Origin of the sequence: Duganella sp. BJB1802, assembly GCF_013369445.1 — a bacterium.
In the GTDB taxonomy this organism is placed as follows: Bacteria; Pseudomonadota; Gammaproteobacteria; order Burkholderiales; family Burkholderiaceae_D; genus Rugamonas; species Rugamonas vulcania_A.
Map to the genome: position 1 here is coordinate 1 of NZ_JABWEF010000008.1, position 22967 is coordinate 22967.

Below are 22967 nucleotides of genomic sequence, written 5' to 3' on the forward strand. Positions count from 1 at the left end.
TATCTTCGACTACATCGAGATGTTCTACAATCCGAAGCGCCGACATGGCTTCAACAACAAGCTGTCCCCGGTCAACTACGAAAAGCAGTATTTTGAGCGGCTCGCGAGCGTCTAGTGAACTCGTGGCGATTCATTTCGATATAACCCACTTTAGGTACTATGAACTCCGGTCTCGCTAGATTAATTGCCGACTATCAAACGAGCGTGTCTGATGCCGTGACGCTATTGAAGAAGTCGGGCATTCCTCTGCCAACTTCAAACACTGAGTGGACTGGTGTAGACATTCCGTCGCGTGGAGTGTTGGATGGCGGGGTACCTTACTTTAAACATGGGTATGGCTGCGCTGTTCACCTTCCTGATGGTGCTGTGGACTTTGACTTCGGTCCCAATGGCGAAATCGATGGGTTCGATTCTTGGCGATTGTTGTCATATGCGGGAACAAAGCTATCCGAATATGGCTTCGATGATGATGCCGCTTTAAAAGCTAGCTTTAAATTGGAGGTCGAGACTGGTTCATTAGTTTACTCGGGTTACATCCTGTACTACGTGGCTACTATCAAAACGGGGCCAAACATTCGGGCGAATGCCCTGCAGCCACGCTAAATTGACAGGTTGAGACAATTGGCAGATTCCAGCCAGAAGCAGCCACACAATTTTAGGAGACGTGATGAGATATGAAACTTTCCATTGGTGCGTATTCAACATTCTCGCTAGGCTAGTGGGGCTGATGGCTTTACTCGCAACTTTAGGATTTCTGTATTCGGCATTTGTTCAGGCTACAAACGCAGGAACCAGTGTCTCGAATATGGACGCAACCGATTATCTCCTCACAGCTCTGTGCACGCTAATAGTGGGAATAGCGTTTGTAAAGGTGGCTCCATATAGACCTGATTTGCGTGTTGAGAATGCAGATTCTCCTAACGGGACTGAGTCAAAACTGGGCTGGTGGACGGGTAATCATATTAAAGATTAAGCTGTCTGTCGGCTTAGGGGCGGCAGCTGACTCTGGACAATCACAACCTAGCTGACAGCAGTTGTCAGCTCAAGTTTGAGCTAGTGCAGCTGAATAGCGAGCGCGAATTGGTCTTCGCCCAGCATCGCCAAAGCTTGGCCGCATGCGTGCGCCGGTAGCTAACGACAGATGCTTTAGACGTTGCTGACGCATCGCCAGACCGCTGCACTCAGCCGGGTTTAGCGGCATTAGCGGGGATTCTTGCGCAGCACGACATGCGTTGCCGCTGAAGTGGGAACATGCTCGACGCACTGGAATCCCAGGCTCACCAGGTCCACTCCGGCGAACAATGACTCTCCCGAACCAAGCACCACCGGGGAGATTGCCAGGTGCATCTCATCGACCAGGCCGGCCTTCAGATATTCATGAATGGTCGCGACGCCGCCGCCCAGGCGCACATCCTTGCCATTTGCGGCCTTCCTTGCCTGGGCCAGCGCGGATTCGATGCCGTCGGTCACGAAGTGGAACGTCGTGCCGCCCTTCATCTCCAGCGGCGCGCGGGGATGATGGGTCAGCACGTACACGGGCACGTGGTAAGGAGGCTCCTCGCCCCACCAGCCCTTCCAGCTCTCGTCCGGCCAAGGCCCGCGAACCGGACCGAACATATTCCGGCCAAGTATCCACGCGCCGATGTTCGCGAAACTGCGGGCCGCGAAGTCTTCGTCCGGTCCATCCGCTCCCTTGCTTTCGTCGCCCATCATGCGCTGGAAGGTCCGGGTGCCGAAGAACCACTTGTGCAGTCCCTCGCCACGCTCGCCCAATGGACTCTGCAAGCTCTGGTTCGGCCCCGCCCCGAAACCATCGATCGATATGGAAAAGCACTGTACTTTAAGTTCGGACATCAAACCTCCCAGGTCAGGAATCTTAGTTGGACGCGGCAGCCTTGGCGCGCGCCACGTGCAGTTTCTTGTAGCTGTCGATCAGGCGCTGGTGCCGGTCGAGGCCCTCCAGCTTCATGCTGGTCGGCGTCAGGCCGTAAAAACGCACGTTGCCTTCAACAGATCCTATCACCGCATCCATCCGGGTGTCGCCATACATGCGGCGGAAATTGACAACGTAATCTTCCAGTTCCAGATCGTCGTCCAGCATCACTTCCAGCACCACGTTCAGGGCCTGATAGAACAAGCCGCGTTCGACCGTGTTGTCGTTGTACTGCAGGAAGGCTTCCACCAATTCCTGAGCCTCCTCGAACTGCCGCAGCGCGAGCTGGATCAGCAGCTTCAACTCCAGGACCGTCAACTGGCCCCAGACCGTATTTTCGTCGAATTCGACGCCGATCAGGGTGGCGATGTCGGAGTATTCATCCAGCTCGCTGTTTTCCAGACGCTCAAGCAGCGCCTCCAGGCTGGAGTCTTCCAGCTTATGCAGGTTCAGGATATCGGCACGGAACAACAGCGCCTTGTTGGTGTTATCCCAGATCAGGTCTTCCACCGGATAGACTTCCGAATAGCCCGGCACGAGGATGCGGCAGGCGGCCGCGCCCAGCTGATCGAAGACCGCCACGTACACCTCTTTGCCCATGTCTTCGAGAATGCCGAACAACGTCGCGGCCTCCTCGGCATTGGAGTTTTCGCCCTGGCCGGAGAAATCCCACTCGACAAAATCGTAGTCGGCTTTGGCGCTGAAGAAGCGCCACGAGACGATGCCGCTGGAATCGATGAAGTGCTCGACAAAGTTATTCGGCTCGGTCACGGCGTTGCTGACAAAGGTCGGGCGCGGCAAATCGTTCAGGCCCTCGAAGCTGCGGCCCTGGAGCAATTCGGTAAGGCTGCGTTCCAGCGCCACTTCCAGGCTCGGGTGGGCGCCGAACGATGCGAACACGCCGCCGGTGCGCGGATTCATCAAGGTCACGCACATCACCGGATACTGCCCGCCCAGCGACGCGTCTTTCACCAGCACCGGGAAGCCCTGCTCTTCCAGGCCCTTGATGCCGGCCACAATGCCGGGGTATTTGGCCAGCACTTCCTGCGGCACATCGGGCAAGGCGAGCTCGCCTTCGAGAATCTCGCGCTTGACCGCCCTTTCGAAAATCTCCGACAGGCATTGCACTTGGGCTTCAACCAGCGTATTGCCGGCGCTCATGCCGTTGCTGACGAACAGGTTCTCGACCAGGTTGGACGGGAAATACACCACCTCGCCGTCCGACTGCCGCACGAACGGCAGCGAACAGATGCCGCGCTCCACGTTGCCGGAGTTGGTGTCGTACAGATGCGAGCCGCGCAGCTCGCCATCCGGGTTGTAGATGTCCAGGCAGTACTCGTCCAGGATTTTGGCCGGCAGCGCATCCTTGCGGCCCGGCTTGAACCAGCGCTCGTTCGGGTAATGGACAAACGCCGCGCTGCCGACCTCCTCGCCCCAATACGTGCCGGCGTAGAAATGGTTGTTGCTGAGGCGTTCAATATACTCACCCAGCGCCGATGCCAGCGCGCTTTCCTTGGTCGCGCCCTTGCCGTTGGTGAAGCACATCGGCGAGTGCGCGTCGCGGATGTGCAGCGACCACACGTTGGGAACAATATTGCGCCAGGAAGCGATCTCGATCTTGATGCCCAGGCCCGCCAGCAGCCCCGACATATTGGCGATGGTCTGCTCCAGCGGCAGGTCCTTGCCGGTGATGTAGGTGTTCGCGCCAGGCGCGGGATTCAGCGTCAACAGGGACTGGGCGTCCGCATCGAGGTTCTCGACTTCCTCGATCACAAACTCCGGCCCCTCCTGGACCACTTTTTTCACGGTACAACGGTCGATGGAACGCAGAATGCCCTGGCGATCCTTCTCGGAGATATCCGCCGGCAGCTCGACCTGGATCTTGAAGATTTGCTGGTAGCGGTTCTCCGGGTCCACGATATTGTTCTGCGACAGGCGGATATTTTCGGTGGGGATATTGCGGGTGGTGCAGTACAGCTTCACGAAATAGGCCGCGCACAAGGCCGACGACGCCAGGAAGTAGTCGAACGGACCAGGGGCCGAGCCGTCGCCCTTGTAGCGGATAGGCTGGTCGGCGATCACCGTGAAGTCGTCGAACTTGGCTTCGAGACGTAGCTTATCGAGAAAGTTGACCTTGATTTCCATAGCTGAATTCCATTTTTTGCTCAAAATAATCCACCATTATCCGCCCTTTTAGCCGAACAACAAAGGCTGGCAACCGGTCCCATTCCGGCGGAAAGATTGCGCCGAATATAACGTTTACAAAAAGACATGCCAGGCATATACTTTTTGGGCGCCAATCTTCGCAAGCCCGAAGCCAGCGAGCGACGCATTCAGGAAACGTAATGACCATGGCCGTATTTTTGGTGATCTTGCAAATCAACTCCACAAAATAGGAAAAATAATGGCATCAACACTTTCTCAAAGCTTCAAACCGCTACATTTCGCGGCCGCTCTCCTCGCCTGCAGCGTCGCGCTGCAAGCCTCGGCGGCGCACAGCTACACGGACAAACTGGTCGCAGGGGAAACCCTGCAGGCCAATGAATTCCTGAAGCCTACCGATAACAACCTGGTCAACCTGATCATGCAAGGCGACGGCAACCTGGTGCTGTACCGCATGTCGGACAGCGTGCCCCTGTGGCATACCAACAGCTGGGGACATCCCGGCGCGGTGACGGTGATGCAGGGTGACGGCAACCTGGTCGTCTACGGCCCGAATGGCACAGACGTCCTGTTCCACACCAACACCTGGAACAATCCAGGCTCCTACCTGCAACTGCTGTCGAGCGGCAACCTGGTGGTCAAATCGGCCAGCAACACCGTCCTGTGGGCAAGCAACACCTCGGTCCAGCCGCCGCCGATCTATTCCACGCCGTCGTATCAGCCGACGTTCTGGAACGATGGCGCCACCATCCAGCGCAACAACAACTGCTACAACTACGCCAACAACAAGCGCACCGACACCTTTGCCCAGCCTGGCCGCGCGCACGGCGTGAGCGGCTACGCGATGACCGGCCCGGCCGTGTACAACGCCGCCGTGGCGGACGGCCTGGTGCCGACCACCGCCACCGGCACCTCGCCCGAGGGCAAAACCAAGATCGCGCTGGTGGTCGCCCCCGGCGTTGACTACCATTGGTACCGTCAGGACGCCGACGGCCGCTGGACCCACAAGCCCGGCCAGACGCGCGCAACCAACGTCGACAACAGCGGCGTGACGATCTCCAATCCGGAAACGGCCAATCGAGGCATGTACACTTTGTTCGTGGGCTATTTCTTCACGCCGTCGGACGCGGTCCAAGGCCAGGGCAAGGCGGACATCCGCTAATCCGATTACCCACATAGAATAGGACATTCCAAATGAAGCAATCTTTTATCAAGCACGCGCTCTTGGTTGCCGGCTCATTTTGCGTTCTGGCCGGTGCGCAAGCGGGGGAAATCGTGAAGTCGCTGAAAGTCGAACTGCTGGTGTTCTCCGGCCGCCCCAACCCGACCTTCGTGGTCACCGATCCGGCCCAGATCAAGGAGATCCTGGCGCTGGCGAAGAACCTGCCGCAGAAGAAAGGCGTGGACACCAGCGAGACCGTCCAGCCGGAACCCAAACTGGGCTACCAGGGCTTTATCGTGACGAACAATTCGGATATTTCTTCCGACATCAAATCGTTCGAGGTGCATGGGTCCGACGTTCACCTGGCGCTGGTCAGCGGCAGCAAGCAGGCCGGCAAATCGACCGTCGTGCATGCCGAAGGCATCGATCCCGGCGCCACGCTGGAAAACAAGCTGCTGTCGCATGTGAAGGACAACGGCCTGGTTGACGAGAAAGTGCTGGAGTTTATCGAAAACTCCAAGTAAGCCTTGACCGTGCCGATGGAGCGCAGCAATTCGTCGCTCCCCACTTTTGTTTCTAGTTCGCTTCCTTCGCCACCACCTGCTCCAGTGTGTTGAAGAAATGCTGCCAGCCATGCTTGGCGCCCTGGTAGGCCTGTTCCTGGTCCGGCCGGAAGCCGGTCTGCTCCATGCGCAGATGCGTTCCGCCGGCGGTCGGCTCCAGCGTCCAGGTGACGACGCTTTCCAGTCCCATGGCGTTCCAGGTGTAGGCAAGCGTGCGGATCGGTTCGACTTCCGTCACCTGGCAATCGACCGAGCCCCATTCCGCGCGGAAGTTAAAGTGGTGGCCCGACACGGGCTGGAAATCGCTCTTCATCAGCCAGGCCTCGATCAGGTGCGGCTGGGTCAGCGCCCGCCAGAGCTTTTCCTGCGGGTGTGGAAACTCCCGTTCGACTACGACGGTACGGATTTGTTCGGCGATAGCGTTCATTATTGGTCCATCCTTTTCAACAGGTCATCAAGATCGTCGAACCGGCGGTCCCAGAAGCGTGCCATCTGGTTGGTCCAGTCCAACAGCGGAGTCAGCGCCTTGGGTTGAGCGCTGTAGTGGGTTTGGCGTCCTTCATGCCTATCCAGCACGAGCCCGGCCTGCTTCAACACGGCAAGGTGCTTGGACACGGCCGGTTGCGACACCCGGGCCTGCGCCGTCAGCACCCCGACGGTTTGTTCGCCGCCAGTGCATAGCTTTTCGAAGATTGCCCGCCGGGTGGGATCGGCAAGCGCCCGAAACAGCTCGTCATGAGAATTTGTCATTTGAATCCATAGCCACAGAGTTATGGGTTAACTATAGCCAGCTGGTTATGGGTTCGTCAAGCGAAAATTTTATGCGGACGGCAATCGTGCGCGTCTTGACATGCATGACCGCCCCGGCTATCGTCGCAACTATTGCCCAATCGAAAGCTTTCACGCTGGGCAGTTGTCACCTCCTCACCCAGGCAATCCATACCTTACTTAAACGAGCACGCGCCGCAAACGCCGGAGCTGGGGATGGAAGCGTTCCCACATCAACAGGAATGAAGGATGCATCATGACTAGACGCCGCAGAAATCTACCGCCGCAGGCCCTGCCCCTGCTCTTGCCATTGCTGCTGGCCGCTTGCGGCGGCGGTGGTGGCGACCAGGCCGCCGGGCCGCCCGCCACGCGCATGCTGGGCGTGATGAAGGTCCAGTCCGGGACGTCGGTATCGGCGGAAACCGCGCTGACGCCGCTCAGCGCCACAGCCAGCTCGTCCGAGCGGGGCGACTTGTCCGCAGCCGCCGCCATCGACCACAACGACGCCAGCCGCTGGGGCAGCGGCTTCAGCGACGACCAGTACCTGACGCTGGATTTCGGCACGTCGCAGTCGATCACCCGCGTCCACATCGAATGGGAAAATGCCCATGCCGCCCAGTACCTGCTGCAAGTGTCCGACGACAACGCGACCTGGACCACGATCAAGGCCGTCGACAACAGCCAGGGCGGCAGCGAGGACTGGAGCGGCCTGTCGGGCCAGGGCCGCTACCTGCGCATGAAGGGCATCAAGCGCTCGACGCAATACGGCTATTCGATCTTCGAGATCCAGGCCTTCACCGGCACTCCGGTCGGCACGCCGCCGGTGGACACGCGGCCGCCCGTGGTGATCGACCCGACCAAGCCTGGTGTGATCGTCAAGCCGGTGGCGGCGACTTCGTCGGCGGTGGAAAACGGCGGCCTGTCGGCAGCCATGGCGATCGACGGCAAGACCTCGACCCGCTGGGCCAGCACCGCCGAGGACGGCGCGTGGATACAGTTCGACTTCGGCGCCAAGACCCAGATCGGCTACATGAAACTCCTGTGGGAGAACGCCTACGGCAAGCAATACGCGCTGCGCGTTTCCGACGACGGCCAGACCTGGTCGCAGGTGCGCTACGTCGGCGCGGGCCAGGGTGGGACCGAAGAGTTCTACAACCTCGGCATCAATTCCCGCTACGTGCGCCTGCAGGGTGTGGCCCGCGCCACGCAGTACGGCTACTCGCTGTATGAGGTGGAGTTCAAGACGCCGGGCAGCGACAACACGCTGGCCACGACCAGCACCTCGGCTCTGAAATATCCGGCCAGTGGCGCCGGCTGGGCGCCCTTGCCCGCCGCCGCGCAGCCGCTGGAGACGCTGCAATTCACGCTGGCCGACGGCACGCTGGTCACCCGCTTCGGCGCGCGCGGCCTTGCGCGCCACGGCCGCGAGCGCGGCGAGGAGTGGAACGAAATCGGCTACGGGCCGAACGACACCGTCGATCCAGTCACCGGCCTCCCGCTCGATAAAGGTCCGGGCAATTACCTGACCTTTGTATCGAACTACTTCAAGAACCGCACCTGGGGCGTCGAGATCATCGACAACAGCCGCGTGCCCGGCGTGACCAAGCCCACGCTGGTCGTCAACCAGTACACGACGGTGGACTTCCTGCCGGGCGGCATAGCCTTCTTCCGCGCCTACGACCGTCCGGGCGTGACCGGCTACGGCTGGATGGCGCCGGGGGAACTGGTGGACCGCAGCGTAACGCTCTGCAAACCGGTGGCCTTCCCCGCCGCCGGCAAGCTGGCCGCCGCCGACGGCATCAACGGCGCCTGCACACTGCGCATCAAGGATTACCCGGGCCACTGCGGCCTCGATGCCAACGGCATGCCGAACGGCCAGGATGTGAAGTCGCGCGCGCTGGTCGCCGGCGACGTCATCGAAGTCTCGCCGTCAATGTTCTCCACCACCGCATCGATGACCGCCAACGGCGACACCGGCGGCATCCGCTACTACTCCTACGAGTGGGTGTATGTGGTCGGCGCGGGACTCAAGCCGTGGTATGGCGTGCAGCCGCGCCTGAACTCCGTGCCGCTGCCGGAAGAGACGCTGTCCGGCGGCCAGGGCTCGGTGTCGTACAACTATTCAGACAACGGCCTGTTCATGTTCCAGCAGCCGCACAACAACATCGGCATGCAGAACATGCAGCGCTTTGTCGAAGGCCGGCGCCTGGTGCACACCAACTTCACCACCGGCGACCACAATGAGCCGGGCAACGACCGCTATCTGCCGGCGGTGGGCTTGCAGGGACAGCGCTACAACCAGTCGGCCTGCATCGGCTGCCACGTCAACAACGGCCGCAGTCCCGCACCGGTCGCCGTCAACCAGAAGCTGGACAACATGGCCATCCGAGTGGCGACGGCCGACGCGCAAGGCCAGCAACTGCCGCACGCGCTGTACGGCACGGCGATCCAGATGAACGCCGTATCGGCGAGCGGCACACCGCAGAACTGGGGCAGCACCGTCAGCGTGGGCGGCTTCGAGTCGCGCACCGTGAAGCTGGCCGACGGCACGGCCGTGGAGCTGCGCAAGCCGCCGCCGGCCTTCGAAGGCCCGGCGCCGGCCATCTACTCGCTGCGCGCCGCCCAGCCGATGATCGGCACCGGCCTGCTGGAAGCCATTCCGGAAGCGGACATCCTGGCCCGCGCCCGCACGACGCCAGATGCGGACGGCGTCGTCGGCGTGGCCAATTATGTCTACGAGCCGGAGACCGGCGCCGTGCGCCTGGGCCGCTTCGGGTGGAAGGCCGGCAAGGCGACGCTGCGCCATCAAGCCAGCGAAGCACTGCTGCTCGACATGTCGGTCACCTCGCCGGTCTATCCGAACCGCGCCTGCGCCACCGGCCCGACCGGCTGCGCGGCGGGCGGAACGCAGAAAGGCATCTCGGAAGCCGACCTGCAATCGATCTCCCGCTACCTGTCGCTGGTGGCGGTGCCGGCGCAGCGCAGCATTCCGAGCGGCTTCCCGAAAGGTGTGGCGCCGCTGGATGAACATCGCGTCGATGCGCAGCAAGTCGCCGCCGGCGCGAAACTGTTCCAGGGCATGCGCTGCGTGGCCTGCCACACCGCCGAGATGAAGACCGGCTCCGGCCACCTGTTTGCGGAACTGCGCAATCAGACCATCCGCCCGTACTCCGACCTGCTGCTGCACGACATGGGCGCTGGCCTGGCCGACAAGTTCGTCGAAGGCCAGGCCAAGGGCGGCATGTGGCGCACCTCGCCACTGTGGGGCATCGGCTACACGGACAAGGTGATGGGCAACGCCAGCAAGGTCGGCTACCTGCACGATGGCCGCGCGCGCAACCTGACCGAGGCGATCATGTGGCACGCGGGCGAGGCGGACAAGTCACGCCAGCGTTTCGAAGCGCTGTCCAAGCCTGACCGCGACGCATTGCTGGCGTTCTTGAAATCCCTGTAGCCCCGACGGCCGCCGTCAGGTAGCTGTCGGCGGTTGTTGGGATGTCAGCATGGCGGCGGCCAGCACGGCGCCGAGCAGCAGCACCGTTTCAATCCGCAGCGCCAGCCGCACCACCGCAACGCCTTTCAGCGAACGCGATGCGGCCGGCAAACCGATGAATTTGTTGTAGCCGCCGATGCCGACGGCTAGCGCCACCAGCGCCACCTTGACCAGCAAGGTAAAGCCGTAAACGGTATTCATCAAATTCCCGGTGCTGCCGACGCGATGCCAGCCGCTATAGACGCCCGTCGCACCGATGGCGGCGACAGCCGCCATCGCTGTATGCGACATCAAGTCCAGATAGCGGGTCCTCGCCGCCGGCGGCAGCCGCGCGGACAGCACGCACCATCCCGACACGGCCACAACGCCCGTCCAAACCGAAATCGCCGACAGGTGGATAGCCTCGGCGGCGAAAGGAAGCGTCCAGATTCCCTCCTCACCTGCGTGGCCCATCGACGCCCGGGTCAAGGCGAATACGCCCAACGCCAGCAGGACCACTGTCTCTCCAGCCTTCGGCAAGCGCGGGACGCAGCGCAGTGCGAACACAAATACCAGCGCCGCGAGGGCAAGGCAACTGGCATGCCCATAAGCTGTACCGCTGACCATCATCCAGAACATGTCGCACGCCTCGCGCATGGTGCAGCCGGCCATGACGGCCGTTGCAGCCAACAGAGACCAGCCGGCGGCGACGACGGCAATGCCCGCCGCCATCAGGTCGAACATGCGCAGGCGGGCGTCAAGTGCCGCCGACATGACATCGTCGCCCGGCAGCCAGCGCCGCGCGCACCAGGAACCGACCAGCCAGCAGAAGCCGCATATCAGCGCAAACGCCGAGCCGACCTGCACCAGCCAGACGGTATCGAATCCAGCGCCCACTATTTGACCGTGAACGTGAACTCGCCTTTGCGGCGATGGCCGTCACGGCCGGCGGCAGCCCAGCCTACCGTGTAGGCGCCTGCCGGCAGCGGCGGTAAAGCCAAACGGAGGATCGTCGGATTGACATCATCGACCGTGGCCTTGGCTTGGCCGGCGGGCGTGGTCCCACCCGCACCGGTCAGCGTGATGCTGCTGAACGCCGGTTCCACTTTTTCATTGAACGTCAGCGCGATCTCTTTTGGCGCCGCATCCAGCACGGCGTTGGCGGCCGGGTTGGAACTCTTCAGGCTTGCGTGCGCGGCGGCGAATGGCGATGCCAGCGTGGCTGCCGCCACGATTGCCGATGCTACGAGGGTTTTAAATGGTTTCATGGGTTTTCTCCTTAATGTCCGCTATGGCCGCTCGGCTTGCGGACGGTGAGTTCTACGTTTGGTTGGTTCAAGGCCGGCATGGACTGGCCGCCGGCGGTGTATTTGCGGGCTGGCTCCGGCATGGCGCCGGTCCATTCATAGGCCAGCGTGACTGCTGGATGCTTGTACCAGCCGGGGTCCGTATAGTCCCCGGGCTTCTGATCCTTGCGCACTTTGACCACGGTGAACATACCGCCCATTTCCACGCCGCCGAACGGCCCTTCGCCCGTCATCATCGGCAGCGTGTTTTCCGGCAGCCCCATTTGCATGCCGCCCATGGAGCCGCCCTTGTCGCCCATGGTCATGTAGTCCGGGACGATCTTGTTGATCTTCTCGGCGATGCCGCTGTGGTCCACGCCTATCATGGTCGGCAGGCTGTGGCCCATGGCGTTCATGGTGTGGTGCGATTTGTGGCAGTGGAAGGACCAGTCGCCTGGTTCGTTGGCGATGAATTCGATCGCCCGCATCTGCCCGACGGCGATATCGGTCGTCACTTCCGGCCAGCGCGATGCCGGCGGCGTCCAGCCGCCATCGGTGCCGGTGACGTAGAACTCGTGCCCGTGCATGTGCACCGGATGGTTGGTCATCGTCAGGTTGCCGACGCGGATGCGTACTTTGTCGCCCTGCCGCACTGGCATGGAATCGATGCCGGGGAATACGCGGCTGTTGAAGGTCCACAGGTTGAAGTCCAACATGGTGTTGGTCTTGGGCGTGTAGCTTCCGGGATCGATATCGTAGGCGTTCAGCAGGAAGACGAAGTCGCGGTCCACCGCGAACTGCTTGTGATCCTTGGGGTGCGTGACCCAGAAGCCCATCATGCCCATCGCCATCTGCGTCATCTCGTCGGCGTGCGGGTGGTACATGAAAGTGCCGGGCCGCTTGGCGACGAATTCGTACACAAAGGTTTTACCGGGTGCGATGCCGGGCTGCGTCAGGCCGGTCACGCCATCCATGCCGTTGGGCAGGCGCTGGCCGTGCCAGTGCACGCTGGTGTGCTCCGGCAGCTTGTTGGTGACGAAGATGCGTACGCGGTCGCCCTCGACCACTTCAATGGTCGGACCGGGCGACTGGCCATTGTAGCCCCACAGGTTGGCCTTCATGCCGGGCGCCATCTCGCGCACCACCGGTTCGGCGATCAGGTGGAATTCCTTGACGCCGTTATTCATCCTCCATGGCAGCGACCAGCCGTTGAGCGTGACCACCGGATTGAATGGACGGCCGTTGGACGGTGGCGGCGGGACGTGGGTGTTGGCGTTATCCATCGTCATGGCTTCGGGCAGCGTGGCGGCGCCGGCCTTGCTGACGGCTGCCGCGCTGACCGCGACCGCGCCTGCACCTTTGAAGAAGTCTCTACGTGAAATCATGGGGTCATCCTTGTTTCGTTGGCGGTACCGCCGTTGACGGCCGCCTGCAATTTGGTCTCGGCGATCCAGAAATCGCGCTGTGTTTCGATGGCGGTGTTAACGCTGTTTAGCTGTTCGCGCGAGTCGGCCAGCAGCTCGAACACGCTGGCCAGCATGCCGTTGTAGCGCAGCAGTACCTCGTCGGAGATCTTTTTACGCAGCGGCACCACTTCGTCACGATAATGGCGGGCGATATCGTAGGTGGTGCGGTAGGACGAATAGGCCTCGCGCACTTCGGAGCGGGCGCGTACCGCCGTATCGGTCACGCGGTGCACCGATTGCATGTACTGCGCCTGCGCCCGCGCCACCTTGGCACCGCCCCAATCGAAGATCGGCAGCTCGAACGAGACTTGATAGCCGTTTTCACGCGGCAGGCCGCTGGTGCTCTTGTTCGCGTAGCCGGCGTCGAACACGTTGATGAAGCCTGTGGCCTTTGTCAGGCCCAGCGCGTCGGCGGTGGCTTCGGTGTCGCGTCGGGCGGCGAGCATGTCCAGCCGCTGCGAGAGCGCCTGTGCTTCGGCGTTGTTCATCTCCTTCGGTTGGGCCGGCAGGTCCGGCAGGCGGTCCGGCAGCACGAAGTTCTGCTGCTCGCCCCACAGGCCAAGAAGACGTACCAGCTGCTCGCGCGAGGCGGTCGCCTCGTGGCGGCTGCGGGCCAGCTGCGTTGTCGCGTCCTGGTAGAAGGCACGTTCGCGCGCCTGATCCAGCTTGCTCCAGTTGCCGACTTTCGCCATTCTGTCCGCCAGCTCCGACGAGGCGTCGGCGGCGGTGCGAACCTGCTCCGCGAACGCGGCCGATTGCGCTGCAGCCACCGCGGTGAAGTAGGCGCGCCGGGTGTCGGTCGCCAGCTGAATGGCTTGCGCCGCCGCTTGCAGCTTGGCTTGTTCGAAACGGCGCTGTCCGATGCGGGAGCGTGTCGGCAAGGTCAGCAAACCCGCGATGTCGAACATGACGCTGCGATCGATCTCGGTCTCGCCGCCGCCACGGATGCGGCCAAAGCTGAATCCCGGATTGCGCAGGCGTCCCGATTGGACGAACTCGGACTCCGACACTCCCAGCTCGGCGAACGAAGCTTTCAGCGCAGGGCTGTTGAGCAGCGCTACCTGCACCGCCGTTTCAGCGGTCAGCGGCTGCGCCAGCAGCGCGCGCACCTGTTGGTCGTTGTCGGCGTCGCGCGAGAAACTGGCCTGCTGGCCTATGCGATCCTGCGTCAGGCGGGAGACGTCGTTCAATCCGGCGTCGCCGGAAAGGCTGGCGCAACCAGCCAGCAGCGCCAGGGACATTCCTGCCGCTGTGTTTAACGCGGTGTTGAATATTCGCGCCATGTCATTTCTCTTTCATGTGCATGTGATGACCCTTGTGCGGGTCTTCGGCGGCTTCGGCCTTCGGCTTGTCGGCCGGCGCCATCGTCTCCATTTGCATCGGCATGTGCATGGAGTGGCCGGATTGGCCGGCCAATGCCTGGTTGGCCTGCAGCCAGGCTTTATCGGGCGTGGCGGCCGGTTCTTCCAGCGGCCGGAAATCGGCGAACGCCGAACGGTAGGCTGGCGGCGCGACCTTGGCGTCGGCATCGGCGGCACCGGACGTGGCCTGAGCCGATGCGAGCAACGGCAAGCAGGCGGCAGCCAGCATCAATATGCGGGTGTGAGTCATGGGATTCCTAAAAAGTGACGGATACGCGGGACGATCCCGCAGCTTCGGCATTTTCAGGAAAGACGGGGCGGACGCTCCAGTGTGGCGGGGATGTAGGCGGTCATCGCGGGTTCGGGAGCGACGACGCGGGCGTCCGACAGGCTAGCCGGCAGCACCAGTACCGGCACGGTGGGCGGCGCGCACGCCCCCACGCAACTGGCGCAATGACTGCACTTGCCATGCGCGCTGGATGCCAGGTCGGACTTGGCCGGCGCGCAGTGTTCCGCGCCCGCAGCCGGCTGGGTGGCCACTTGCGCTTGCGCCGCCACGCACGGAATGAAGATGGCGGCCACCCCTTGCAACGGCAGGGCTGCTATCAAAATCCAGAGCAGTAGACGGATGAATGGGCGCATAGTGAGGTCAATGGTACCGCAGTCTCTCGGAGACAGGCAATAGCGCACACCTTACACCTTCCCACAGCGGTAAGGTCAAGAAAAAGATGCGGGTATGATCTCGGCGATCATTTCCCCCTGGTCGTCGATGCCGCATTCGCGAAAGCCGAAGCTGCGGTAGAACGCCTGCGCCACGGCGTTGCCCGGCTTGTAGTAGATGATGATGCGCTCGACGTCCGGCTTGGCGTGCAGCTCCTCCAGCAGCAGCGCCATGGCCTTGCGCCCTATGCCCTTGCCCTGCCGCGGAAAGTCGACCATGAAGCGGTAGATGCCGTACAGGCCGGGAATGTCCTCGGCCTTGCAGTCGTACAGCAGGAAGCCGGCCGGCTCACCGTCACAGTAGATCCCGCGTGCGAAGAGGTCCGGGTAGAACTTGGACTGCGCGATCGAATAGGCGTTGCTATCCAAAAAATCACGCTGGTGTTCCGGAAGCTCCATGTCCATGAAGCTCTCGAAATTGTCCACGTCGATGTCTTGCAGCGTAACCTGTGCTGTCATTGAAATCCTGGTTCCTTAAGCGATGATATTCAGGCCGCCGTCGACATAGACGGTGCTGCCGGTGAGGCGGCGCGCATATTGCGAGGCCAGGTAGGCGCAAGTATTGCCGACATCAAGGATGTCCACCAGCTCACCCACAGGCGCGCGGGTGGCGGCGTCGCGCAGCAGCAGTTCGAAGTCCTTCAGGCCGGAGGCGGCCCGCGTTTGCAGCGGCCCTGGCGAAATCGCATGGACCCGGATGCCGCGATGGCCCAGTTCATAGGCTAGATAGCGGCAGCACGCTTCCAGCGCCGCCTTCACCGGCCCCATGACGTTGTAGTTCGGGACGACCTTCTCCGCGCCATGGTAACTCATGGCGAACATGCTGCCGCCTTCTGTCATCAGCGGCACCGCCAGCTTGGCCATGCGAACGAAGGAATGGCAGGAGATGTCCATCGCCTGCAGGAAGCCGTCCAGCGAACAATCCAGCAGGCCGCCCTGCAGGTCGGCCTTGGGCGCGAAGGCGATCGAGTGGACCAGGATATCCAGCTTGCCCTGTTCGGCCAGCGTGGCGAAGAGCGCTTCCATCTGGCCCGGTATCGTCACGTCCAGCGGCAGCAGCTGCGCGTCGATTTCCTGCGCCAGCGGCGCCACATGCGGCATAGCCTTGTCGTTCAGGTAGGTGAGGATGACTTCCGCCCCCAGTTTACGGAAGGCCTGCGCGCAGCCCCAGGCGATGGAATGCTCATTGGCGACGCCGACCACCAGCGCGCGCTTGCCGGACAAAATAGGATAAATCGTTTCGGCGGTGTTCATGGAAGCTCCAATAGTGTTTGCGTGTGACGGGCGATCATCAGTTCCTCGTTGGCCGGCACCACCCACACGGCCACCCTGCTGTCGGCGGCGCTGATGCGGGCCACGCCACGGGGATTGGCGTCGTTGGCGCCGGCGTCCAGCTTCACGCCCAGCCAGGCGGCGTCGCGGCAGACCGCCGCGCGCAGCGCCGTGCTGTTCTCGCCTATCCCGCCCGAGAACACCAACGCATCCAGCCCTCCCAGGGTCGCGGCCAGCGAACCCAGTTCGCGGCCGATGCAGACCATCAACGCGATGGCGGCTTTTGCGCGCGGATCGTCGCTTTGCTCCAGCGTCCGCATGTCCGATGAAATGCCGGAGACGCCCAGCAGGCCGGACTCCTGGTACAGCAGCTTCTGCACCGCGCCCACGTCCATGCCCAATTGTTCGATCAGGTACAGCACCACGCCGGGATCGAGCGCGCCGCAGCGGGTACCCATGGGCAGGCCGTCGACGGCGGTAAAGCCCATCGTGCTGGCGACGCTGCGTCCCGCGGCCATCGCGCACATGCTGGCGCCATTGCCCAGGTGTGCCGCAACCACCTTGGCGCTCGCCAGCGATGGATCGGCATCCGGCATCCGGCTGGCGATATATTCATACGACAGTCCGTGGAAGCCGTAGCGCCGCACGCCCTGCTCCGTGATCCGCGCCGGCAGCGCGAACGCTTGGGCCTCCGCCGGCTGGCCGACGTGGAAGGCGGTGTCGAAGCACCCCATTTGCGGCACACCAGGCGCCATCGCCATCACGGCGCGCACCGGCGCCAGGTTGTGCGGAAGATGCAGGGGCGCCAGCGGTATCAGCTTCTCCAGCGCGGCCAGCACATCGGAATTCAAGCGCCGCGGCCCGCTGTAGGCCACGCCACCGTGAACAATGCGGTGGCCCACCGCCACCACGCGGTGGCCGTCGAGATGCGATTGTGCGAAATCGATCAGGAAGCGCATGCCGCCTTCGTGGTTCAGCGGAGCGTCCGCCCAGCTGTGCTCTCCGATGGACCGGCCCTGCGCATCCCGCGCGCTGAAGCGGGTGACGCCACTGTAGAGGTTTTCGATTTTCCCATTGAACGTGAGCGCCAGCTCGGCGCCGCTGTACAGCGAGAACTTGATGCTCGACGAGCCGGCATTGATGACGACGATGCTATCGTTGGGCGCCATGTTCTCAAGCTCCCATGGCATGGCCGGTGGCCAGTTTGCTGTGCGCCACCAGCACCGCCACCGCGCAGGACGCGAGGCGCGCGGTGACCGAGTCGGCGCGGCTGGTGAGGATGATCGGCACGCGGGCGCCGAGCACTATGCCTGCCGCCGCCGCACCGGCCATGAAGGTCAGGCTCTTGGCCAGCATATTGCCGGCTTCCAGATCGGGCGCCACCAGTATGTTCGCCTGGCCGGCCACCGGCGAGACCAGATGCTTGATCGCCGCGGCCTCGGGATCGATGGCGTTGTCCATCGCCAGCGGGCCGTCCAGAATGGCGCCGGTGATCTGGCCACGATCGGCCATCTTGCATAGCGCAGCCGCGTCTATCGTGGACGGCATCTTGGCGCTGACCGTTTCCACCGCCGCCAGGATGGCCACCTTGACCGGATCGAATCTCAGCACATGCGCCAGGTCGATGGCGTTCTGGATGATGTCGACCTTTTCGTCCAGCGTGGGATTGATGTTAACGGCGGCATCGGTGACGATCAACGGCTCATCGCGGCCCGGCACGTCCATCACGAAGCAGTGGCTCAGGCGGCGCCCGGTGCGCAGGCCGGTCTCGCCGGCGACCACTGCGCCCATCAATTCGTCGGTGTGCAGGCTGCCCTTCATCAGCACCGACGCCTGCCCTTCACGGATCAGCTCCACCGCGCGGAAGGCCGATGCGTGGCTGTGCTCCGTATCGACCAGCGGCAGCGCGGAGATGTCCAGGCCCGCTTCCTCGGCGGCTTTGCGAATGCGCGCCTGCGGCCCAACGAGGATCGGATTGATCAACCCCATGCGGGCGGCATCCAGCGATGCTTCCAGCGCATGGCGGTCGCACGCGTGCGCGACGGCGACCGTGACCGGCCCGGCTTTGCGCGCCGCAGCGATCAGGATTTCGTAGTTCGGGTGAGGCGTACTCGGTGCATTCATCTGGTTTCCTTGGTGGTCGGGCAGGGAAATCATATCAACAAATCCAGATAACGCAATCGAATATTGCTGCGCTGCGGCATCGATTTATTTTGCGCGGTTTAACCCCGTTTCCCCCGCCGGCCCGTTTCACATGGGACGCCGGGCTTTTCCGGCCAAGGAGATGTCATGTTGCGCCCACTGCTAGCAGTATTTTTATTGAGCCTGTCGTTGACGGCGAACGCCATCGCGCCGCTTCCGCCCATCATGCCGCCGCGCCTGATCGTCCCGCGCGCGCAGACGCCCGTGCGCCTGCAAAGCCTGCACATCGGCGCGGAGATCAGCGGCGGCCTGGCCCAGACCACCGTGGAGATGGTGTTCTACAATCCGAACGCGGTACAGCTGGAAGGCGATCTGCAGTTCCCGTCGCTGCCCTCGCAGCACGTCACCGCGTTCGCGTTGGATATCGACGGCGCGCTGCGCCCCGCCGTGCCGGTCGAAAAAGCCAAGGGACGCAAGATCTTCGAGGAGGTTGAACGTACCCGCGTCGATCCCGCGCTGTTGGAGACGACCCAGGGGAACAACTTCAAGCTGCGCGTCTACCCGATACCGCCGCACGGCACCCGCACCGTGCAGCTCAAGTATGCCGAGGCGCTGCCGCGCCAGGAGGCGCAGCGGCTGTATCGGCTGCCCCTGGCCTACGGCGAAGGGATCAAGGAATTTGATCTGGAACTGAATGTGCACGGCGCGGTAACGCCGCCGCAGGCGCGCGGCGCGTTGGGCGGCGTGCAGTTCGAACGCCGGCAGGACGGCTATCGTGCCCGCGTCGCCAGGAATGCCTTCAGCGCCGACGGCACGCTGGAGCTGATGCTGGCCGCCGCGACGGAACCGCAGACCTTTGTGCAGGAGTTCGACGGCGAGACCTTCTTCCTGAGCGAGGTCGCCGTCGCGGGAGACAGCAATCACCCGGTGCGCGTGCCGCCCGCCGTGCTTGGACTGCTGTGGGATAGCTCCGGCTCCGGCGCCCAACGCCAGACCGAAGCGGAGCTGGCGGTGCTGGACGCCTATTTCAAGACCGTGCGCAATGTGGAGGTGCGGTTGATCCGCCTGCGCGACCGCGCGGAGGCCAGCCAGCGATACCGCGTCGTCAACGGCAACTGGACCGGCTTGCGCGCCGCGCTGGCGGCCACCGCCTACGACGGCGCAAGCGCCCTGGGCGCATGGAAGCCGGAAGCGGACATCAACGAATACCTGTTGGTTAGCGATGGACTGTCCAACTATGGCGATGCGCCCTTCCCCACATTGGCGAGGGGCCAGCGTTTGTATGCATTGAATTCAGCGCTGGTGTCGGACAGCGCGCGCCTCTCGGCGCTGGCGGAGCGTAACGGTGGCCGGCTGGTGCAACTGCAGGCGAGCCAGCCAGCGCAGGCCGCGCAAGCGCTGCTGGCCGACGAGCTGCAATTGAGCGACGTCACCGCCAGCGGCGCCAAGGATATCTCGGTTGAAGCACGCGAGCCGCAGGACGGCATATTGCGCATCGCCGGGCGCCTGACACAAGCCAATGCGGAACTGACGCTGACCTTGACGCAGCAAGGCAAGAGCCGCGCAATGACCGTACCGGTCAGCGCCACGGCGCCGTATCACCCGCTGGCCGCCGGCACGTGGGCCAGCTACCGCCTGCACGCGCTGGAAGCGGACTACGATCTGAAACGCGGGGAGATCCGGCGTATCGGCCAGCGTTTCGGCATCCCCACGCGCGAGACCTCGCTGCTGGTGCTGGACCGGCTGGAAGACTATCTGCGCTACGACGTCGAACCGCCCGCAGCCTACAAGCAAGCCTACGCCAGGCTCAAGGAGAATCGCCTGGCGCAGCGGCGCCGCATCGCCGCACAACACAGCGACCAGATCGTGCAGGAATTCGAGCAGAAGGTGGCGTGGTGGGAAAAGACCTATCCAAAATCGGCTCCGCCCCGGCATATCGAGTTCAAGAAGGATGGCAATGGCGCGATGGAGTTTGAGCCTCGAATGATGCCGGCCGCGGTGGCCGAAATGGCCGCGCCGCCACCGGCAGCGCGAGCACCGGCGCCGCTGGCATACGGCCGCGCCGAAACGCGCAACGCGCAGCGCGTCTCCAAAGCGCCTGCGCCGTCCGGCGATGAGACGCCGAACGCCGGCATCCAGCTCAAGAAATGGTCGCCCGACGAACCCTATCGCGCCCGCATGAAGGCCGCCAAGGCCGCCGACTTGTACGCCATTTACCTCGACGAGAAGCCGAACTACGCCAACAGCAGCGCCTTTTTCCTCGACAGCGCCGACATGCTGCTCGAATTGGGCCAGCGCGACCTGGCCTTGCGCGTGCTGTCCAACCTGGCGGAGATGAATCTGGAAAACCGCCAGGTATTGCGGATACTCGGCTACCGGCTGCTGCAGGCTGGCGAACCGGCGCTGGCGATCCCCGTGTTCAAACAGGTGCTGCTGCTGGCGGAAGAAGAGCCGCAGTCGTACCGCGACCTGGGCCTGGCTTATGCCGCCGCCGGACAGGTGCAAGCGGCGGTGGACCAGCTTGCGGAAGTGCTTAACCGTCCGTGGGACAGCCGCTTTGCCGAAATCGAGCTGGTGACGCTGGCGGAGCTGAACGCGATTGTCGTCAAGGCCACCGTCAAGCCGGACACCAGCCGCGTCGATCCGCGACTGCTGCGCAACCTGCCGCTGGCATTACGGGCCGTGTTGACCTGGGACGCCGACAACACCGACATAGATTTATGGGTCACCGATCCGAACGGAGAGAAGTGCTACTACGGCAACCGCTACACCTACCAGGGCGGGCGCATGTCGCGCGACTTCACCGGCGGCTACGGGCCGGAGGAATTTTCGCTGCGGGTGGCCAAGCCGGGCAAATATCGGGTGGAGGTCAACTCCTTTGGCAGCCGTCAGCAGATCGTGGCCGGCGCGACGACTGTGCAGCTGCGCCTCAGCACCGGCTTCGGCACGGCGAAACAGCGCGACCAGATGGTCACGCTACGGCTGCGCGATACCGGCAGCACGGTGCTGGTTGGAGAGTTCGACGTTAATTGATCGCCTGGAGTTGCCGCTGAAGTTCAGGCGGCACTTCGGCATCCGGGTAGCGCATGCGGAATTTCAGCCATTCCGCCTGCGCTTCTTTCGTTTGGCCGGCTTTCAGCATTGCGGCGATGCGATCAAGCCACTCCTGCGCAGGCGGTGCCTCCGCTGCCGCGCCAAAATAGCTCATCGGCCGAGGTTTGGATGCGGCGGCAGACATCATCGGCGCCTGCGCGCGCGCAAGTGGGGCCGGCGCCGCCAGCAATGGGCCTTCGGCGCCAGGCTCCGGTTGCAGGACCAGCTGCTTGGATTCCTCTCGTGCCGCGAACACGGCGGACCGCTTGGCCAATGGCGCAGCCATAACCGGCGGTGCGGCCAATATCGACGGCGCGATCGATGGCGCGGCTCGTTCGGCGTCCGCTGCCGCCGCGATTTCCGTGGCCGACGTAGTTCGCGTTGCGGATCGCTTGCGCTGGACGGCTTTCGGCGCCGGCGGCGGCGCCGATTCGATTTCAATAGGGGGCGGTGGCGCTTTCTCGACAGGAGCCGCCGCCACGACCACCGGCTCCTTGTCCACCGGCGCAACCGCCTGCGGCATCAGCACGCGTACCGCGAACAACGCAAACACCGCGCTGGCAGCAAGTCCCAACGGAACGCGCGCGCGCCGCAGATAGTGGCGGGCCGGCGGCGCAGCCGGCACGGCATCGTGCAGCGCATCGTTTGCCGATTCGGCGCCGGCACCGCGCATGTCGGCAGCCGCCCGGGCCAGGATGGCGGCGGATAAAGCCTCCGGCGGCTGCGGTTGCGGCAAGTCGTGCAACCGGCGCGCCAGGCCCCCCTCGCCTTTGAGGAAATCTTCGAATTCCGCGTCTTCAGTGTGATCGTGTGGGTTCATGCTCTCGCCTCTTCGGCGGCCGGCGCCAGTTCCTGTCGCAGCCTGCGCATCGCGTAACGCAGGCGGCTCTTCACCGTCTCCACCGGCGCCGCCACCAGTTCCGCGATTTCCTCCAGGCTCATGCCGTTGAACTGCTGGAGCACCAGCGCCTCGCGCTGATCGACCGGCAGCAAACGTATCATCGCATGCAATCGGCTGGTCTGCTGCTTGCGTTCCAATTCACCGTCGGGCGCCCGGCTATCATGCGCGCCGTCGGCAACCTGCTCGAACCAGCCATCCTCGCCGCCGTCGCTGGCCAGCAGCACACGCTCGTTCAGGCGCATCAAGTCGATCAGGCGGTTGCGCGCGATCTGGAAAAGATAAGTGCGGAAGCTGGCGCCCGGTTCGTAGCGCGCGCGGGCCTGGTGCAGATTGGCCCAGCTGTCCTGCATGATGTCGTTGACCCATTCGCGGCGCGGCGAGCGCCATGCCAGAAATAGATACAGCCCCTGGCTGTGGCGCCGGTACAGTTCCTCGAACGCCGCCAGATCGCCATTGCGATAGCTGAGCATGAGCATTTCATCGGATCGTGGCGCGGACATAGCGTAATGATAACGCAGGCACCTCCCGCCCGGACATCCACGTATTGTTACCAAATATTGCCAAGCCATAAAGGCTTTCCCGCAACCGGGGCTGTAAAGACGTGTAAATTTCGCCGCAAGAGATATTTCCTGGGATAAACTTTATCTGCTAAAGCTCAGGAGCAC

Annotated in this window: 22 protein-coding genes; 6 read left to right on the forward strand and 16 right to left on the reverse strand. The window is 63.1% G+C overall.

Annotation, left to right across the window (positions count from 1 at the left end; translation table 11 throughout):
• The coding region (locus tag HUX88_RS13970) for an IS3 family transposase (RefSeq protein ID WP_176362164.1) at positions 1–115 on the forward strand (115 nt) is incomplete at its 5' end.
• A 44-nt stretch (positions 116–159) separates the two neighbouring features.
• Positions 160–603, forward strand: a complete 444-nt coding sequence (locus tag HUX88_RS13975; protein WP_176362165.1) for a hypothetical protein — start codon at positions 160–162, stop codon at positions 601–603.
• 597 nt (positions 604–1200) lie between these two features.
• Here HUX88_RS13975 and HUX88_RS13980 read toward each other — a convergent pair.
• Together HUX88_RS13980 and HUX88_RS13985 are read right to left on the reverse strand one after the other, a co-directional pair.
• Positions 1201–1854 carry a dihydrofolate reductase family protein gene (locus HUX88_RS13980; protein WP_176362166.1) on the reverse strand — a complete coding sequence of 218 codons (654 nt, stop codon included), beginning with the start codon at positions 1852–1854 and terminating at the stop codon, positions 1201–1203.
• A gap of 22 nt (positions 1855–1876) precedes the next feature.
• On the reverse strand, positions 1877–4078 hold the full coding sequence (locus HUX88_RS13985; RefSeq protein ID WP_176362167.1) for an OsmC domain/YcaO domain-containing protein: 2202 nt from the start codon (positions 4076–4078) through the stop codon (positions 1877–1879).
• A 259-nt stretch (positions 4079–4337) separates the two neighbouring features.
• Between HUX88_RS13985 and HUX88_RS13990 the strand changes: the two genes are divergently transcribed.
• The gene (locus HUX88_RS13990) at positions 4338–5258 is read left to right on the forward strand and encodes a hypothetical protein (RefSeq protein WP_176362168.1); all 921 of its coding nucleotides are present in this window, start codon (positions 4338–4340) and stop codon (positions 5256–5258) included.
• A 113-nt stretch (positions 5259–5371) separates the two neighbouring features.
• Entirely contained in the window at positions 5372–5782 is a 411-nt protein-coding gene (locus HUX88_RS13995; protein ID WP_176362169.1) for a hypothetical protein, read from the forward strand.
• 52 nt (positions 5783–5834) lie between these two features.
• Here the strand turns inward: HUX88_RS13995 and HUX88_RS14000 are convergent, their stop codons facing one another.
• Both HUX88_RS14000 and HUX88_RS14005 read right to left on the reverse strand, forming a co-directional pair.
• The gene (locus tag HUX88_RS14000) at positions 5835–6248 is read right to left on the reverse strand and encodes an SRPBCC domain-containing protein (protein WP_117010680.1); all 414 of its coding nucleotides are present in this window, start codon (positions 6246–6248) and stop codon (positions 5835–5837) included.
• Entirely contained in the window at positions 6248–6571 is a 324-nt protein-coding gene (locus HUX88_RS14005) for a helix-turn-helix transcriptional regulator (protein WP_176362170.1), read from the reverse strand. The genes HUX88_RS14000 and HUX88_RS14005 overlap by 1 nt, the downstream gene beginning before the upstream one ends.
• 274 nt (positions 6572–6845) lie before the next feature.
• On the opposite strand from HUX88_RS14005, the gene HUX88_RS14010 reads away from it, so the two are divergent.
• Entirely contained in the window at positions 6846–10043 is a 3198-nt protein-coding gene (locus HUX88_RS14010; RefSeq protein ID WP_176362171.1) for a di-heme oxidoredictase family protein, read from the forward strand.
• Positions 10044–10058: 15 nt separating this feature from the next.
• Here the strand turns inward: HUX88_RS14010 and HUX88_RS14015 are convergent, their stop codons facing one another.
• From HUX88_RS14015 to HUX88_RS14060, 10 genes are all read right to left on the reverse strand, one after another.
• The gene (locus HUX88_RS14015) at positions 10059–10958 is read right to left on the reverse strand and encodes a CopD family protein (RefSeq protein WP_176362172.1); all 900 of its coding nucleotides are present in this window, start codon (positions 10956–10958) and stop codon (positions 10059–10061) included.
• Complete coding sequence (gene copC / locus HUX88_RS14020; RefSeq protein WP_176362173.1) at positions 10958–11329, reverse strand: copper homeostasis periplasmic binding protein CopC; 372 nt, start codon at positions 11327–11329, stop codon at positions 10958–10960. Before copC ends, HUX88_RS14015 begins: the two co-directional genes overlap by 1 nt.
• An 11-nt stretch (positions 11330–11340) precedes the next feature.
• On the reverse strand, positions 11341–12732 hold the full coding sequence (locus tag HUX88_RS14025) for a multicopper oxidase family protein (protein WP_176362174.1): 1392 nt from the start codon (positions 12730–12732) through the stop codon (positions 11341–11343).
• Positions 12729–14054, reverse strand: a complete 1326-nt coding sequence (locus HUX88_RS14030) for a TolC family protein (RefSeq protein ID WP_229219348.1) — start codon at positions 14052–14054, stop codon at positions 12729–12731. Before HUX88_RS14030 ends, HUX88_RS14025 begins: the two co-directional genes overlap by 4 nt.
• A 43-nt stretch (positions 14055–14097) precedes the next feature.
• On the reverse strand, positions 14098–14424 hold the full coding sequence (locus HUX88_RS14035; protein WP_176362176.1) for a hypothetical protein: 327 nt from the start codon (positions 14422–14424) through the stop codon (positions 14098–14100).
• Positions 14425–14477: 53 nt separating this feature from the next.
• A complete protein-coding gene (locus tag HUX88_RS14040) occupies positions 14478–14783 on the reverse strand; it encodes a hypothetical protein (RefSeq protein WP_176362177.1) in 306 nt (101 codons plus the stop codon).
• A gap of 108 nt (positions 14784–14891) precedes the next feature.
• On the reverse strand, positions 14892–15353 hold the full coding sequence (locus tag HUX88_RS14045) for a GNAT family N-acetyltransferase (protein WP_117010697.1): 462 nt from the start codon (positions 15351–15353) through the stop codon (positions 14892–14894).
• A 15-nt stretch (positions 15354–15368) separates the two neighbouring features.
• Positions 15369–16148, reverse strand: a complete 780-nt coding sequence (gene fabI / locus HUX88_RS14050; RefSeq protein ID WP_176362178.1) for an enoyl-ACP reductase FabI — start codon at positions 16146–16148, stop codon at positions 15369–15371.
• A complete protein-coding gene (locus tag HUX88_RS14055; RefSeq protein ID WP_176362179.1) occupies positions 16145–17335 on the reverse strand; it encodes an acetate/propionate family kinase in 1191 nt (396 codons plus the stop codon). Before HUX88_RS14055 ends, fabI begins: the two co-directional genes overlap by 4 nt.
• Before the next feature lie 4 nt (positions 17336–17339).
• Positions 17340–18290, reverse strand: a complete 951-nt coding sequence (locus HUX88_RS14060) for a phosphate acetyltransferase (protein WP_176362180.1) — start codon at positions 18288–18290, stop codon at positions 17340–17342.
• A gap of 165 nt (positions 18291–18455) precedes the next feature.
• On the opposite strand from HUX88_RS14060, the gene HUX88_RS14065 reads away from it, so the two are divergent.
• The gene (locus HUX88_RS14065; RefSeq protein WP_176362181.1) at positions 18456–21341 is read left to right on the forward strand and encodes a VIT domain-containing protein; all 2886 of its coding nucleotides are present in this window, start codon (positions 18456–18458) and stop codon (positions 21339–21341) included.
• Here the strand turns inward: HUX88_RS14065 and HUX88_RS14070 are convergent.
• Together HUX88_RS14070 and HUX88_RS14075 are read right to left on the reverse strand one after the other, a co-directional pair.
• Positions 21334–22221 carry a hypothetical protein gene (locus HUX88_RS14070; protein WP_176362182.1) on the reverse strand — a complete coding sequence of 296 codons (888 nt, stop codon included), beginning with the start codon at positions 22219–22221 and terminating at the stop codon, positions 21334–21336. The two genes, HUX88_RS14065 and HUX88_RS14070, sit on opposite strands and share 8 nt — an antisense overlap.
• Entirely contained in the window at positions 22218–22802 is a 585-nt protein-coding gene (locus HUX88_RS14075) for a sigma-70 family RNA polymerase sigma factor (protein ID WP_229219349.1), read from the reverse strand. The genes HUX88_RS14070 and HUX88_RS14075 overlap by 4 nt, the downstream gene beginning before the upstream one ends.
• Positions 22803–22967: the final 165 nt, after the last annotated feature.

Excerpts from the sequence above, each read along its gene's own strand:
- HUX88_RS13985 (WP_176362167.1), bottom strand. The coding sequence starts at position 4,078 with ATGGAAATCAAGGTCAACTTTCTCGATAAGCTACGTCTCGAAGCCAAG.
- HUX88_RS14060 (WP_176362180.1), bottom strand. The coding sequence starts at position 18,290 with ATGAATGCACCGAGTACGCCTCACCCGAACTACGAAATCCTGATCGCT.
- HUX88_RS14010 (WP_176362171.1), top strand. The coding sequence starts at position 6,846 with ATGACTAGACGCCGCAGAAATCTACCGCCGCAGGCCCTGCCCCTGCTC.
- HUX88_RS14075 (WP_229219349.1), bottom strand. The coding sequence starts at position 22,802 with ATGTCCGCGCCACGATCCGATGAAATGCTCATGCTCAGCTATCGCAAT.
- HUX88_RS14065 (WP_176362181.1), top strand. The coding sequence starts at position 18,456 with ATGTTGCGCCCACTGCTAGCAGTATTTTTATTGAGCCTGTCGTTGACG.
- copC (WP_176362173.1), bottom strand. The coding sequence starts at position 11,329 with ATGAAACCATTTAAAACCCTCGTAGCATCGGCAATCGTGGCGGCAGCC.
- HUX88_RS14030 (WP_229219348.1), bottom strand. The coding sequence starts at position 14,054 with ATGTCCCTGGCGCTGCTGGCTGGTTGCGCCAGCCTTTCCGGCGACGCC.
- HUX88_RS14035 (WP_176362176.1), bottom strand. The coding sequence starts at position 14,424 with ATGACTCACACCCGCATATTGATGCTGGCTGCCGCCTGCTTGCCGTTG.
- HUX88_RS14070 (WP_176362182.1), bottom strand. The coding sequence starts at position 22,221 with ATGAACCCACACGATCACACTGAAGACGCGGAATTCGAAGATTTCCTC.
- HUX88_RS13980 (WP_176362166.1), bottom strand. The coding sequence starts at position 1,854 with ATGTCCGAACTTAAAGTACAGTGCTTTTCCATATCGATCGATGGTTTC.
- HUX88_RS14025 (WP_176362174.1), bottom strand. The coding sequence starts at position 12,732 with ATGATTTCACGTAGAGACTTCTTCAAAGGTGCAGGCGCGGTCGCGGTC.
- HUX88_RS13990 (WP_176362168.1), top strand. The coding sequence starts at position 4,338 with ATGGCATCAACACTTTCTCAAAGCTTCAAACCGCTACATTTCGCGGCC.
- HUX88_RS14000 (WP_117010680.1), bottom strand. The coding sequence starts at position 6,248 with ATGAACGCTATCGCCGAACAAATCCGTACCGTCGTAGTCGAACGGGAG.
- fabI (WP_176362178.1), bottom strand. The coding sequence starts at position 16,148 with ATGAACACCGCCGAAACGATTTATCCTATTTTGTCCGGCAAGCGCGCG.
- HUX88_RS14045 (WP_117010697.1), bottom strand. The coding sequence starts at position 15,353 with ATGACAGCACAGGTTACGCTGCAAGACATCGACGTGGACAATTTCGAG.
- HUX88_RS14005 (WP_176362170.1), bottom strand. The coding sequence starts at position 6,571 with ATGACAAATTCTCATGACGAGCTGTTTCGGGCGCTTGCCGATCCCACC.
- HUX88_RS13975 (WP_176362165.1), top strand. The coding sequence starts at position 160 with ATGAACTCCGGTCTCGCTAGATTAATTGCCGACTATCAAACGAGCGTG.
- HUX88_RS14055 (WP_176362179.1), bottom strand. The coding sequence starts at position 17,335 with ATGGCGCCCAACGATAGCATCGTCGTCATCAATGCCGGCTCGTCGAGC.